The following is a 13,159-nucleotide window of genomic DNA, read 5'->3' on the forward strand; positions in this document are numbered from 1 at the left end:
ATTCATGGTTGCTGATGTGATTGTCTTGGTAACAATCATATTGTATTACTATATGGCTTTTGATGAGAAGGCCAATTCAGGGAGGAAATAATGAAACGGCTTAAAAAACTGGCTTTTGCCGGTGCGACGATGTGTATTGGCATGGGGCTTTCGGTTGCAGCGCAGGCGGAAATGATTATCGGCTTTTCCCAAATCGGGTCGGAAAGCGGCTGGCGCACATCCGAAACCGCATCGATCAAGGCCGAAGCGGAAAAACGCGGCATTGATTTGAAGTTTTCCGATGCACAGCAAAAACAGGAAAACCAGATCAAGGCGGTGCGGTCTTTTATTGCCCAGGGTGTTGACGGTATTTTGCTGGCTCCGGTTGTTGAAACCGGCTGGGATCAGGTTTTGAAAGAAGCCAAGGATGCCGGTATTCCTGTGGTGCTGGTCGATCGCGGGGTTGCGGCTGACAAATCGTTGTATTTGACCAAGGTCGCGTCTGACTTTGTGCAGGAAGGCGCACTTGCCGCATCATGGCTGGCGGCAAAAACCAATGGTGTTTGTGATCTGGTTGAACTGCAAGGGACCGTTGGCTCGTCGGCGGCCAATGATCGTAAGGCAGGTTTCCAGGCCATTATCGATAATTTCCCGAATATGAAAATCCTGCGGTCGCAGTCCGGCGACTTTACCCGCTCGGGCGGCAAGGAAGTGATGGAAAGTTTCCTGAAGGCTGAAAATGGCGGTAAAGGCATTTGTGCGGTTTATGCCCATAACGACGATATGGCATTGGGGGCTGTTCAGGCGATCAAGGAAGCCGGGCTGGAACCGGGCAAGGACCTTTTGATTGTGTCGATTGACGGGGTTCCTGATATTTTCAAGGCCATGGCCGATGGTGAAACCAATGCCTCGATCGAGCTGAACCCGCATCTGGGTGCCCCGGCATTTGATGCAATCAAGGCATCGATGGATGGCAAGGACGTGCCAAAATGGATCAAGGCCAATGGTCCGCTTTACCTGCCTGATACGGCAGCTGAAGAATACAAAAAACGCAGCGGCAGCTGATAACAGCTGAGAACTGCGCCAGGAAAAACACCTGGCAGAATTGCTGGCATATTGGCGTGTCCTTTGGAAAATCGGGGACACGCCCTTTTGCGCAACAGCGACGAAAAATCAGGGAGGATCATATGGCAGATATGGCACAGCCGGTGCTGTCTGCGCGTGGTGTGGGCAAATTTTTTCCCGGTGTCAAAGCCTTGCAGGATGTTGATTTTGCGTTGATGGCGGGCGAAATTCATGCGCTTTTGGGCGAAAACGGGGCCGGAAAATCGACCTTGATCAAGGTGATAACCGGTGTGCATGCGCGTGATGCCGGATCAGTACAGCTTGACGGTGTTGAAATTCATCCCGGCCACCCCGGCGAGGCACAGCATCTTGGTATTTCAACGGTGTTTCAGGAAGTGAACCTGGTGCCGACCTTGTCGGTGGCTGAAAACCTGATGCTGGAACGTCAGACCCGTAAATTTGGGTTGATTTCGTGGAAGAAAACCGAGGCGGATGCCCGTGAAGCGTTGAAAATTCTGGGGCTTGATATTGATATCAATCGTGCCCTTGGGTCCTATTCTGTCGCCATTCAGCAACTGGTGGCCATTGCCCGGGCCGTTGCCCTTGATGCACGGGTTTTGATTTTGGATGAACCCACAGCGTCGCTGGATGCTGACGAGATTAAAACCCTGTTTCGCACCATGCGTGCGTTAAAGGAAAAGGGGCTTGGCATTATTTTTGTCACCCATTTTCTTGATCAGGTTTACGAAATTACCGACCGTATTACGGTTTTGCGCAACGGGCGTTTGGTCGGCACCTTTGAAACAGCAAACCTGCCGCAAATTGATTTGATCAACCATATGCTGGGTCGGGAACTGGCCGAAATCAGCGCACATCGTCACCATGCCAGGGATGGTTTGGTCGATCGTGGTAATCATATTCGTATTAAAAATCTGGGTAAAAAACGGGTGTTAAACCCGGTGACGCTGAATTTATCGGGCGGGGAAATTGTTGGGCTGGCCGGGCTTTTGGGGTCGGGCCGGACAGAACTGGCCGAACTGGTTTTTGGGGCCCAGCGTGCCGATAGCGGCCTGGTGTTTTTAGACGACAAACCCGTGATGTTGCGATCGCCTCGGCAGGCAATCCGTGCCGGGTTTGGCCTGTGTCCTGAAGACCGCAAACAGGATGGTATTGTGCCCGAACTGGGGGTGCGCGAAAATATTGCCCTGGCGTTGCAGGGCAGACGCGGTTGGTTGCGGCCCATTCCCCGCGCCGAACAGGACAAATTTGCCGACGACATGATTGCGGCGTTGGGCATTGCCACGCCAGACCGTGAAAAGCCGGTGGGCCAGCTTTCGGGCGGGAACCAGCAAAAGGTTATTCTGGCACGCTGGCTGGTATCGAAACCGGTTTTCCTGATTTTGGATGAACCCACCAGGGGCATTGATGTGGGGGCCCATGCCGATATCATCAAGCTGATCCGCGATTTGTGCGACGAAGGGCTGGCCTTGCTGGTGGCATCGTCGGAGCTGGAAGAAATCGTTGCCTTTGCCGACCGGGTGGCTGTTTTGCGCGACCGCGAACTGGCAACCGAACTTTCAGGGGCGGACATTACCCAAAATAATATCATCGAGGCGATTGCACGATGACAACATTGAAAGATACGAAAAAATCGCCGCAAAATGGTGGCAGGAAAGGCCCGGCAGGTGGGCTTTTGTCGCGGCAATGGCTGGGGCCGGTGATTGCACTGGTGCTGGTTATTGTTGCCAACGGGCTTATTTCGCCATCCTTTTTCAATATCAAGGTCGTTGACGGGCATTTATATGGCTCGTTGGTGGATATTATCCACCGGGGGGCATCGACCGCCTTGGTGGCTGTGGGCATGGCAATTGTCATTGGCACGCGGGGCATTGATTTGTCGGTCGGCTCTGTCATCGCTATTTCAGGGGCTGTAATGGCGGTTTTGATCCGCGATACCAGCCTGTCGCCCTTTATCGTTATTCTGGCGGCCCTTGGGGCCGGGCTGCTGTGTGGGCTGTGGAATGGCATTCTGGTGGCCTATCTGGATATTCAGCCGATTATCGCCACCTTGATTTTGATGGTGGCGGGGCGCGGCATTGCGCAAATGATTACGGACGGTCAGATCGTTACCTTTCACGGCGCGTTTTTTGAGGCCATCGGCAGCGGCTATTTGCTGGGTATTCCATGGCGCGTCATTATTGCTGCCATCGTGATTGCCGGTTTGTGGGCCATCATGCGCAAAACCGCCCTTGGCCTGTTTGTCGAGGCCGTGGGCGGCAATGCCCGGGCCAGTCGCCTGGCCGGGATCGATGCGCGCGGGATCAAGGTTTTGGCCTATGTTATTTCCGGGCTGTGTTCGGCTGTGGCCGGTATCATCATTGCGGCCGACATTCGCGGGGCCGATGCCAACAATGCCGGTTTGTGGCTGGAACTTGATGCCATTCTGGCGGTTGTTGTTGGGGGGGCATCGTTAATGGGCGGTCGGTTTTATCTGGCGCTGACCGTTGTGGGTGTGTTGATCATTCAGGCCCTTGGCACCGGTATTTTGCTTTCGGGTTTGCCATCGCAATACACCCTGATCGTCAAGGCTGCCGTGGTAATGGTGGTGTTGCTGGTGCAAGCACCCCGGGCACGACAAATGATGGGCAGGTTCTGGCGCCGGAGGGGCCCACAATGATAAACGAACGTTATTATCCGTTATTGGCGACATTGGCGGTCTGTGCCTTGCTTTATGGCTATGGCATATTTGAATATCGCGCCTTTAGCGATACCTATGTTCTGGGCAACCTTCTGACCGATAACGCCTTTTTGATCATTACCGCCGTTGGCATGACGTTTGTCATTCTCTCGGGTGGCATTGATCTTTCGGTTGGCTCCATGATTGCCTTTGTCGGTGTGCTGATGGCCGAACTGGTTACGGGGTTTGGTATTCATCCGCTGGTCGCAGTTGTTATTTCACTGGTGTTTGGTGCGGCATTCGGGGCCTTTATGGGGCTGATCATTGCCAAATTCGACATTCAGCCTTTTATCATCACCCTGGCAGGCATGTTTTTTCTGCGCGGAATGTGTTTTCTGATCAATCTGGATTCCGTGCCAATTACCCATGATTTTGTCAGTGCCTTTGGCGGATTTCGTATTCCGCTGCCGGGGCGGGGCTGGCTAAGTGCATCCGCGATTGTAATGCTGGTTGCCGTTATGTCTGGCATCGTGTTCGCGCATTACACCCGCTTTGGGCGAAATGTTTATGCCATTGGCGGGGATCGGCAATCAGCGCAGTTGCTGGGCATCCCGGTCGAACGGACGATTATACAGGTTTACATGCTAAGCGGTATTTTCAGCGCGCTGGCCGGTGTGGTGTTTGCCTTTTATACGGCATCGGCCTATCCGCTGGCCGCGGTCGGTGTGGAGCTTGATGCCATTGCTGCCGTTGTGATTGGCGGAACATTGCTTACGGGCGGTATGGGCTTTGTTGCCGGCACATTCTTTGGCGGGATCATCATGGGGGTTATTCAAACCCTTATCGCCTTTGATGGCTCGTTAAACAGCTGGTGGACCAAAATCGTGATTGGCGGCTTGCTGTTTGGATTTATTGTGCTGCAACGCCTGATCACACGGTCCTTTTCCGGGATGCGGGCCGGGGCAACATAACCTTGCCGGTTATTTGTGATAGCAAAAGCATATGGGCCGCCATAAAAGGCGGCCCATATGTTTGTCTGGCGATATGAAAAAAGCGATTGGCAGCCGTTGTCTGGCGATTACAACGTAATCCGGTCCCAATCGGTGCTGCCTTTCATGCCCAACTGGTCGCGCAGTTGCATCATGGTCTGACGCAGCAATTGCCGCATCACAGTGCGCGCGGCATCGGGGTCGCGGTCGGCAATGGCCTGATAAACGGCCTTATGGCTGGGAAGCGATTGCACATGTGCCTTTGGCCCGCCACTTGACATGCGAAACGACCCGATCAGCGCGCTTTCAATCAGCATGCCCAGTGATTTCATGAAATCATTTTGCGAGGCATCGAGAATGGCCTGATGAAATTCAAGGTCGGTTAAATAAACCGCTTCAGTGCCCGGTTCGGCCTGTTCCATGCTCAGATAGGTATTGCGAATGGTTTCAAGCTGCGCTTCGCTGCGCCGTTCTGCGGCCATGGCGGCGGTGTTAGGTTCAATGATCAGGCGGGTTTCAAACAGGCCATAGAGAAACGCGGGGTCCGGATCGGGGAAATGCCACGATAAAACATCAGGATCCAGCAGGTTCCAGAAATGGCGGGGTTTTACCCTTGTGCCGGTTTTCGGGCGGCTTTCAATCAGGCCCTTGGCTGATAAAATTTTGATCGCTTCGCGCAGGGCGGTGCGCGATACATCCAGCGTTTCGCTTAACTGCGCTTCGGTTGGCAAATTGTCACCTGGTGTCAGTTGCCCCGACACAATGCGTCGTCCCAGATCATGGGCAACGATACTGTGCAGACTACGCCTGGCATAGGTTCGAGACATGGATGACATAATTTGATTTTCCCTTGGTGCAGCGCGCAAAGCCGTCCAGTTTCGCCCAAAGGGCACATTATTCATATCATATGAATATATTTGACCAGCAATATCAGGCCGGGTCAACCGGCTTTGCATGCCGGTTTTTTGCGCAATACACAAATTTCCGAAGTCTTACCCGCTGGCTTATACCCCATCACGGACAGGGGTAAAAGCAGGGATGTTTTCATATTTCCCCTGTCTGCTATCTTGACACCTTTGGCGGGATTGATCATTACTGTTATAGTATGAAGAATAAGGTTGTCACAAGACAGCCCGCTATCAGGAGGAAACCGGAGCGCCGCCGTGGAATGCTCATTTGCAAGGCTTTCAGGGAATAGTGCCCTGTGCCATTTTTTGCATGATGCCTGTCAATGTCATGAAAGCCAGTTTGAACGTTGTTTCCGGCGAAAAGTGCCTTGCAACAAGGCAGCGCCGAGCCTGAAAATAGTGCTGGTAGCAGGTGTTAAAACGACAATTCCGGATGTGTCACAGGTTTTGTCACGGGCCGATGCCGGGTTTCTTTAATGTGATTTACGTTTGCAACTTTGTTGCCAAGCGGTCCAAGGTTAAATCGATCAAGGGAGAAAGCGCCATCATGGCTGATCGCAAACCAACTCATTATACCAGCCTTCAGGATGCCTCGGTTTTTATTACCGGTGGTGCGACGGGCATTGGCAAGGCACTGGTCGAAGCTTTTTGCGAACAGGGTGCCAAGGTCGCCTTTGTTGATATTCTTCGCGATGAGGGGCAGGCGCTGGTGCAGGAACTTGCGAAGTCGTCATCCCATGCACCGATTTTTATCGAATGCGATTTAACCAATATTGATGCCCTGCGTCGTGCCGTGGGGGATGCAAGTGCCCAGAACGGGCCAATTTCGGTATTGCTAAATAACGTTGCCAACGACACCCGCCATAAGTGGCAGGATGTGACCCCTGAATATTGGGATCAGCGCCAGGCGATTAATATTCGGCCGGCATTTTTTGCCATTCAGGCCGTTGCGCCGATGATGATCAAGGCCGGGGGCGGCTCTATTGTAAATTTTGGCTCGGTCAGCTGGATGATGGGGCAGGGCGGTATGCCGGGTTATACCACGGCCAAATCCGCCGTGCAGGGCCTGACACGCGGCATGGCGCGCGACCTTGGCAAAGATGGCATACGGGTGAACACGCTGGTGCCGGGCTGGGTAATGACACAGCGCCAGCTTGATCTTTGGGTCGATGAAGCCGCTGAAAAGGAAATTGCCGAACGGCAATGCCTGAAAAACAAGGTTATGCCTGATGATATTGCGCGCATGGCGTTGTTCCTGGCCTCGGACGAAAGCCGAATGATTTCGTCGCAAAATTTCATTGTTGATGGCGGTTGGGTTTAAGCCCGCTTACGTTCTTTCAGGATAAAAAAATGAGACTGGTTCAATTTCGTGATGAAGAAGGCAACGCTTCTGTTGCCGTTGTTGAAGATAGCGATACCCTTGTTCCCTTGCGTGGTGTGGCCTCGGTTCGGGAACTGGCGAAAATTGCGCTGGCCGATGGGGAAACCCTGGTTCGTGCCGCAACCGCACAAATGGGCGATGAACGTATTGATTATAACGTTGTTGCCAAATCGGGTCGTTTGTTGCCGCCCATCAGCCATTCCGACCCGGCGCATTTTCTGGTGACCGGAACGGGCCTTACCCATCTGGGCTCGGCATCGGCACGGGCAAATATGCATACGGGCGATCATAAAAAAGCCGATGAAACCGATTCCATGAAGATGTTTCGCATGGGCGTTGAGGGTGGCAAACCTGCTGCCGGTCAGCATGGTGTGCAGCCTGAATGGTTTTACAAAGGCGACGGGTCGGTAGTTGTTGCACCGGGGGCTGATATTCCCAGTCCGTCTTTTGCTCTCGATGGCAGCGAAGAACCTGAAATCGCCGCTATTTACATGATCGACGAGGATGGTACGCCGGTGCGTTTGGGCTTTGCCATTGGCAACGAATTTTCCGACCATGTGATGGAACGTCAGAATTATCTTTATCTGGCGCATTCAAAGTTGCGTGCCTGCGCACTGGGGCCGGAACTGCTGTTGGGCGATTTACCATCTCATGTCGAAGGCACATCACGGCTGTATCGGGATGGTAAGGTAATTTGGGAAAAACAGTTCGTCAGCGGCGAAGACAACATGTCGCATTCATTGGCAAACCTCGAATATCATCATTTCAAATACGACCTGTTCTGTCGCCCCGGTGATATTCACGCCCATTATTTTGGTACGGCAACTCTTAGTTTCGCTGATGGCGTGACCACACAGGATGGTGACGAATTTGAAATTTCGTCCGACACATTTGGCCGCCCCATTCGCAACCGTCTTAAAGTTCAGGTGGAGCGCCCGGTTAAGGTGCGCACGATCTAGGTTTTGCTTTTGGGGCGGGTTTTATCCTGTTGCTTAATGGCAGCGTAAGGCTGCCTCATCCATCTTTCTGACAATCCGGCCTCGTTTTGGGGCCGGATTTTTTGATTTCGGGGACCAGATTGACCCGGCGGACCTGGAAATGTGCGAGAGGGGAAAGTCGTTTGAAACGGCAAGGTGCCGCCGTTAAGCCACACAGATACCAGGCACGTCAACCTTGCGAAAAAGGTGCGGGCTTGCTGTGGTGGAGGCTGGATAATCCCCCAACTGCGCCTGAAAGTCGGGATTGCAAAAGGCCGCGCGGAAATGGGCGGTGGATTGCCAGACGGCATAATTCAGGAATGTCCCACTTCCGGCAATACCCCGGTGAAGCTGGGTCGAGATAAAGCCCGGTTGCGCCTTCATGAGGGCGGCGTCGTGCGTCCATGCTGTTACCAGTTTGTCGGCGTCTTCTGGCGGAACGGTCAATGTGTTGATCAGGATTACGGCACCACCCTCATCGGCGAATTGTGCGGCAAGCGTTACGGTCGGGTCCATCTCGGCAAATTTCATTGTTTTAACGTCCTTTGTTGCGGCTCAGTCGGGGACATATTGACCGGGGACTGGAAACGGCGTGTCAGTTTGAAACCGTCGCGCATATTGAGGCCAAGCAGCGTGATATTGAGCGCACCGGCACAAAGCTCGAGGGCCTGCACCGCATAGAAAACGGTATCAAGCTCGCCCGCCCGTGCCTTAAAGGCCAGAAACAGCGCCGAAGGCACAAGAACCAGAAGGCCGTTGATGGCACAGGCAATGGTTCGCCTGATCTTTGTTGTAATCACTTTTGGCCGTCGTCCCCGGGCCAAATTAAATCCCGTCCCGCCGGTCGCGGCGAGTGCGGGAATAAGCAGCAAAAAGCCCCACGGGATGATGCTTTTGATGGCGATAATCGTGTTTACCGAGCCGAACAGCTCGCCAAACATGGTTGAGAGCCAAAAGGTGACGATGGTGAGAAGGGCGATCCCGCCCGCAACAGGATGAATGATGTTGACCATGTCTGCTATTTCAATATGGTGTTATGATGTCAATTTGGTATTGAGTATTATTATTTTGACATCATGTTGTCAATTGGGTTGTATGGTTTAAAATGAAGAAAGAGAAACGAACCCCGGCCGGCGCCGTCTTGAGCGACACGATCCTTGACCTGTTAAGGCTTAATAGCCGCATCCTCACAGCGGGGGACAGGCTTGTAGCACCCCTTGGACTGACCAGCGCCCGCTGGCAAATCCTCGGCACCATGATTGTTGCGGAACGCCCGCAACCAGTGGCATGGATCGCCCGCGATATGGGGGTGAACCGCCAGAATGTGCAGCGCATCGTTAATGATCTGGCGCGGGATGGCCTCGTCACCTTTCAGCCAAACCCCCATCACCGGCGCGCGCAACTCGTCGTTCTTACTGACGAAGGGATGAAGGCTTACGATGATGCCATGCAGTTACAAACGCCGTGGGTGAATGATCTTGCCGACGGTCTTGAGCCCGAGGACATTGAGGTGACCCGCAAAGTCATTGCCACTTTGCAGCGCAAGCTGGAAGACGGCAACGCCGCTGACTCCTAGGACCTATTCCCGGTGTGCAGAACAGATGATTTAAAGGTGCTTTCGCGGGGTTTAAATTATCCTTTCGCTCGATGCCTCTACGCTTGGCGATTTCCTGGCTAAGCCTGTTTTTCAAAGCTTGGGCAATCTCTATATGGGTAATTTGATGCGAAAAGACCGCGAGGCATTACCTCGCGGTCGTTACTGTCGTTGCTATTTTCGTGCAGATCAGATCGGGTTAATATGCACAGAACCTAAGCTTCATTTTGTGCGCTTGCCTGCGGGGCCGTGCGCAAACCCAGCAATACAACAGCCCCCGCCACCAGCAAAAGGCATCCGCTCAGGCCAAAGACGCCCAGCGCACCACTGGCCGTGTAAATCGCGCCGCCCAGTGCCGCGCCAAGGGCAATGGCAAACTGGATTGCTGCGACCAAAAGGCCACCGCCACTTTCGGCTTCATCGGGCACGGTGCGCGTGATCCAGGTGGACCAGCCAACGGGCACTGCGCCAAAGGCTACACCCCAAATGGCGACCAGTGCTGCATCGGCAACAGGTGTGCCACCCTGCAGCGAGGCAAGGCCCAGCCCGGTGATACCCATGATTATGGGCATCACCGCAAGCGTCAGGCGCATACTGCGTTCCAGCAACATGCCGCCAAGATAAGTGCCAAAGAAATTGGCAATACCAAAGCCGAGCAAAATGCCTGAAACACCGGAAACTGCCACGCCTGTGACGTTTTCCAGAAACGGGCGGACATAGGTAAACATGGCAAAATGGCCGGTGAAAATAAGCATGGCGGCCACCATGCCAAATCGCATGCGCGGTCGCATCATAACTTCGAACAGGGTGCGCAGGCTGCTATGTCCGCGCGGGGCCAATTTGGGCAGGGTGGCGAATTGCACGATCAGGGCAATGGCGCCCAACCCGCCCGCCAGGAAAAAGATATTACGCCAGCCAATAATGTCCCCCAGATAACTACCCAGCGGGGCCGCAAATACGGTGGCAGCAGAAACGCCGCTTAGCATGATGGAAAGGGCGCGCGGCACCAGATGTTCGGGGACCAGCCGCATAACAACAGCTGCCGACATGGTCCAGAAGCCGCCCAGTGCAATGCCAAGCAACACCCGGCCAATGATAAGAAAGCCAAGGTTCGGTGCCATTGCGACCAGAATGTTCGAGGCGATGAGCAAAACCGAAAATGCCAGTAAAACCTGGCGGCGGTCATAGCGGCGGGTCAGGGTTGCAATCAGAAGGCAGGTGACAAGGGCGACAATAGCCGTTGCCGAAACGGCCTGGCCCGCCATGCCTTCGTTAATGCCAAGGTCGTTTGCCATGGGGGTTAACAGGCTGGCAGGCAGAAATTCCGCCGTTACCAGCCCGAAAACACCTAGCGTCATCGAAATGACAGCACCCCACGCCGGGGCAATTGGCCCGGCAGCGCTGGGCGTGCTTGTGTTTGTGGTATTCATTACTATCTATGTCCTGTCTAGAAGGATGTACTTTTGATTAACCCTAAAATAGGCTGGTAATTCCAGACGATCTATGCCAGATACTCTTGAATGTTTGATCAATCGTCCGAAAAATATCGCACCGGTGACCCGGGATATGTTGCAACCGACCTGATAAGCGAATTGCTTTTGGGGATGCGGTTGTTTGGCCTGCATTACAGCCGGGTACAAATGGCGCCGCCCTTCGGGGTGCGGTTTGGCGACGATGTGGGGCGTGCTCAATTTCATTTTGTGGCGCGCGGACCGGTTTATTTGCGCTGTGCATCGGGCGAGCAATGCGTGTTGCAAACCGGTGATGCCGTGCTGCTGCCCCGCGGGGTTGGTCACGAAATGTTATCGTCACCCGATATTACCGCCGACGATATTAAAAGTTTTGTTACTGCCCCGATTTGTAATCGTTTTGATGCAGTTACGGCCTGTGACCCGGCACAATGTAATAACGATGCCCTGTTTTTTAGCGGCTGCATGGAGTTTGATCTTGGCTGCATGAGCCCGCTGATTGGCATGATGCCTGAAATTATGCAGGTTGGCACCATGCTGGAACGAAACCCCGAAATATTGCCGATCCTTGAGGCCATGGAACGCGAGGTTTGCTCCGAGCGGGCCGGTTATGGTGCCATTGTTACCCGCTTGGCTGATGTTGTTTCGGCATCAATTGTACGTGGCTGGGTGGAATGCGGCTGTGGTGATGCTTCTGGCTGGGTCGAGGCCTTGCGCGATCCGCGCCTGGGGCGTGTTATCAGTGCCCTGCACCGTGACCCTGGCCGTAACTGGACCGTGGCAAGCATGGCCGCCGAGATGGGCACATCTCGTTCGGTTTTTGCCGAGCGGTTTCTGGCTGTTACCGGGATCACGCCATTGCGCTATGTGACCGACCTTCGGATGCGCCTTGCAATGCAGTGGATCAGCCGGGAACGCCTGCCGGTTGACATGGTGGCTGAACGGCTGGGTTATGGGTCGGGTGCTGCCTTTAGCCGGGCGTTTAAACGGGTTACTGGCACATCGCCCGGTGTGGCGCGCCGGGCATAAAAGACAGGCCAAAGGCCGGTTTCAGGGTTTGCGCACAGCAACTGTTTCTACGCGGTGGCCTTTGCCTTTGCGTAAAATGGCATCGGCGCGAAAACGCGACGGGGCCACATGCTCTTCCAAAACCCGGGCGTTGATATTTGCCCATATGTCGCCGGCAAGGATGCGTGCTTCGTCGTCATTTAAATGGGCATAGCGGTGGAAATAGGATTCCGGCGTTTGAAATACGCTGTTTTTCAAGGTTAGAAAACGGTGAATGTACCAGGTGCGAATGTCGTCCTCATCGGCATCAAGATACAATGTAAAATCAAAAAAGTCGCCCGCATGGGTTTGGGCCGCAGGGCTGCCTACCGTGCTGATTTCAAGGACATTCAACCCTTCCACAATTAAAATGTCGGGGCTGTTGATAATTTGTTTGCGGTTCGGGTCGATATCATAGGTGACATGCGAATAAACCGGTATTTCCACCCGTTCTGCCCCATCCTTGATTTGCTCTAGCGTATCAAGCAGGGCACGCCTGTCATAACTTTCGGGAAAACCCTTGCGCGCCAAAAGACCACGTTCTTCAAGGTCTGCCAGTGGCCACAAATAACCGTCCGTACACATCAAATCAACCCGGCTTTCACCGCCCAGTGATTGCGCCAGCATTTGCCGTAATACCCGGCAAAAGGTGCTTTTGCCAACGGCGACACTGCCCGCAACCCCGATGATATAGGGGGCTTTGCGCGGCGGGGTTCCCAACAGGTCGCCCATCCCGGTTTTTAGGGACGTAAGATGGTCGCGATGGGTGCGGATCAAATGAATAAGCGGGGCAAAAATCGCTGACAGGTCGTTTTGATCTGTGGTGTCATTCAGGCCGCGCAAGGCATCGAGGTCAGCAGGGGCAAGATGATAGGCCGTATTTTCACCCACAGCCTGCCATGCGTCCCGGTCAAACAGGGCATAGCGGTCCGGGTAAAGGGGCGACGGGGAATGGGGCATTACGGCCTTCTCTGCTTCTGGTGCGGTTCACATTGTCGCTTTATGCCGTTTGGGCGAGGGCGATGCAATGTTAACGGTGACGATTTGGTCAATAACTTTGACCTGACGGGCGG

At 53.9% G+C, this 13,159-nt stretch carries 13 protein-coding genes; 8 read left to right on the forward strand and 5 right to left on the reverse strand.

What is annotated here, in order from left to right:
* The first annotated feature begins 90 nt into the window (after window positions 1-90).
* The 4 genes from J4E05_RS19000 to yjfF all read left to right on the forward strand — a co-directional run bounded on the left by J4E05_RS19000 (window position 91) and on the right by yjfF (window position 4,692).
* Window positions 91-1,044 (forward strand): ABC transporter substrate-binding protein, encoded by a 954-nt coding sequence (locus J4E05_RS19000; RefSeq protein ID WP_085595291.1) that lies wholly within the window; start codon window positions 91-93, stop codon window positions 1,042-1,044.
* A 122-nt stretch (window positions 1,045-1,166) separates the two neighbouring features.
* On the forward strand, window positions 1,167-2,672 hold the full coding sequence (locus J4E05_RS19005) for a sugar ABC transporter ATP-binding protein (RefSeq protein WP_349598921.1): 1,506 nt from the start codon (window positions 1,167-1,169) through the stop codon (window positions 2,670-2,672).
* On the forward strand, window positions 2,669-3,721 hold the full coding sequence (locus J4E05_RS19010; RefSeq protein WP_349598924.1) for an ABC transporter permease: 1,053 nt from the start codon (window positions 2,669-2,671) through the stop codon (window positions 3,719-3,721). The genes J4E05_RS19005 and J4E05_RS19010 overlap by 4 nt, the downstream gene beginning before the upstream one ends.
* Window positions 3,718-4,692 carry a galactofuranose ABC transporter, permease protein YjfF gene (gene yjfF / locus J4E05_RS19015; protein ID WP_085595297.1) on the forward strand — a complete coding sequence of 325 codons (975 nt, stop codon included), beginning with the start codon at window positions 3,718-3,720 and terminating at the stop codon, window positions 4,690-4,692. Before J4E05_RS19010 ends, yjfF begins: the two co-directional genes overlap by 4 nt.
* 107 nt (window positions 4,693-4,799) lie before the next feature.
* On the opposite strand, the gene J4E05_RS19020 is transcribed toward yjfF, so the two are convergent.
* Complete coding sequence (locus J4E05_RS19020) at window positions 4,800-5,546, reverse strand: FadR/GntR family transcriptional regulator (protein WP_085595310.1); 747 nt, start codon at window positions 5,544-5,546, stop codon at window positions 4,800-4,802.
* Window positions 5,547-6,165: 619 nt separating this feature from the next.
* Between J4E05_RS19020 and J4E05_RS19025 the strand changes: the two genes are divergently transcribed.
* Together J4E05_RS19025 and araD1 are read left to right on the forward strand one after the other, a co-directional pair.
* The gene (locus J4E05_RS19025) at window positions 6,166-6,939 is read left to right on the forward strand and encodes an SDR family NAD(P)-dependent oxidoreductase (protein ID WP_085595312.1); all 774 of its coding nucleotides are present in this window, start codon (window positions 6,166-6,168) and stop codon (window positions 6,937-6,939) included.
* Between the two features lie 29 nt (window positions 6,940-6,968).
* A complete protein-coding gene (gene araD1 / locus J4E05_RS19030; RefSeq protein ID WP_085595299.1) occupies window positions 6,969-7,958 on the forward strand; it encodes an AraD1 family protein in 990 nt (329 codons plus the stop codon).
* Between the two features lie 183 nt (window positions 7,959-8,141).
* On the opposite strand, the gene J4E05_RS19035 is transcribed toward araD1, so the two are convergent.
* Window positions 8,142-8,507 carry an antibiotic biosynthesis monooxygenase family protein gene (locus J4E05_RS19035; protein ID WP_349598929.1) on the reverse strand — a complete coding sequence of 122 codons (366 nt, stop codon included), beginning with the start codon at window positions 8,505-8,507 and terminating at the stop codon, window positions 8,142-8,144.
* Window positions 8,504-8,989 (reverse strand): hypothetical protein, encoded by a 486-nt coding sequence (locus J4E05_RS19040; protein ID WP_349598932.1) that lies wholly within the window; start codon window positions 8,987-8,989, stop codon window positions 8,504-8,506. The genes J4E05_RS19035 and J4E05_RS19040 overlap by 4 nt, the downstream gene beginning before the upstream one ends.
* Window positions 8,990-9,081: 92 nt before the next feature.
* Between J4E05_RS19040 and J4E05_RS19045 the strand changes: the two genes are divergently transcribed.
* Window positions 9,082-9,552, forward strand: a complete 471-nt coding sequence (locus tag J4E05_RS19045; protein ID WP_349598935.1) for a MarR family winged helix-turn-helix transcriptional regulator — start codon at window positions 9,082-9,084, stop codon at window positions 9,550-9,552.
* A gap of 233 nt (window positions 9,553-9,785) precedes the next feature.
* On the opposite strand, the gene J4E05_RS19050 is transcribed toward J4E05_RS19045, so the two are convergent.
* A complete protein-coding gene (locus tag J4E05_RS19050; RefSeq protein ID WP_349598938.1) occupies window positions 9,786-11,000 on the reverse strand; it encodes an MFS transporter in 1,215 nt (404 codons plus the stop codon).
* Between the two features lie 90 nt (window positions 11,001-11,090).
* Here J4E05_RS19050 and J4E05_RS19055 point away from each other — a divergent pair, with 90 nt between their 5' ends.
* On the forward strand, window positions 11,091-12,068 hold the full coding sequence (locus J4E05_RS19055) for an AraC family transcriptional regulator (RefSeq protein ID WP_085595837.1): 978 nt from the start codon (window positions 11,091-11,093) through the stop codon (window positions 12,066-12,068).
* 21 nt (window positions 12,069-12,089) lie between these two features.
* On the opposite strand, the gene coaA is transcribed toward J4E05_RS19055, so the two are convergent.
* Complete coding sequence (gene coaA / locus J4E05_RS19060) at window positions 12,090-13,046, reverse strand: type I pantothenate kinase (protein ID WP_349598941.1); 957 nt, start codon at window positions 13,044-13,046, stop codon at window positions 12,090-12,092.
* Window positions 13,047-13,159: the final 113 nt, after the last annotated feature.

The sequence above is a fragment of the Thalassospira sp. NFXS8 genome (assembly GCF_040148805.1).
Taxonomy (GTDB): domain Bacteria; phylum Pseudomonadota; class Alphaproteobacteria; order Rhodospirillales; family Thalassospiraceae; genus Thalassospira.

Excerpts from the sequence above, each read along its gene's own strand:
- J4E05_RS19000 (WP_085595291.1), top strand. The coding sequence starts at position 91 with ATGAAACGGCTTAAAAAACTGGCTTTTGCCGGTGCGACGATGTGTATT.
- J4E05_RS19005 (WP_349598921.1), top strand. The coding sequence starts at position 1,167 with ATGGCAGATATGGCACAGCCGGTGCTGTCTGCGCGTGGTGTGGGCAAA.
- J4E05_RS19010 (WP_349598924.1), top strand. The coding sequence starts at position 2,669 with ATGACAACATTGAAAGATACGAAAAAATCGCCGCAAAATGGTGGCAGG.
- yjfF (WP_085595297.1), top strand. The coding sequence starts at position 3,718 with ATGATAAACGAACGTTATTATCCGTTATTGGCGACATTGGCGGTCTGT.
- J4E05_RS19020 (WP_085595310.1), bottom strand. The coding sequence starts at position 5,546 with ATGTCATCCATGTCTCGAACCTATGCCAGGCGTAGTCTGCACAGTATC.
- J4E05_RS19025 (WP_085595312.1), top strand. The coding sequence starts at position 6,166 with ATGGCTGATCGCAAACCAACTCATTATACCAGCCTTCAGGATGCCTCG.
- araD1 (WP_085595299.1), top strand. The coding sequence starts at position 6,969 with ATGAGACTGGTTCAATTTCGTGATGAAGAAGGCAACGCTTCTGTTGCC.
- J4E05_RS19035 (WP_349598929.1), bottom strand. The coding sequence starts at position 8,507 with ATGAAATTTGCCGAGATGGACCCGACCGTAACGCTTGCCGCACAATTC.
- J4E05_RS19040 (WP_349598932.1), bottom strand. The coding sequence starts at position 8,989 with ATGGTCAACATCATTCATCCTGTTGCGGGCGGGATCGCCCTTCTCACC.
- J4E05_RS19045 (WP_349598935.1), top strand. The coding sequence starts at position 9,082 with ATGAAGAAAGAGAAACGAACCCCGGCCGGCGCCGTCTTGAGCGACACG.
- J4E05_RS19050 (WP_349598938.1), bottom strand. The coding sequence starts at position 11,000 with ATGAATACCACAAACACAAGCACGCCCAGCGCTGCCGGGCCAATTGCC.
- J4E05_RS19055 (WP_085595837.1), top strand. The coding sequence starts at position 11,091 with ATGTTTGATCAATCGTCCGAAAAATATCGCACCGGTGACCCGGGATAT.
- coaA (WP_349598941.1), bottom strand. The coding sequence starts at position 13,046 with ATGCCCCATTCCCCGTCGCCCCTTTACCCGGACCGCTATGCCCTGTTT.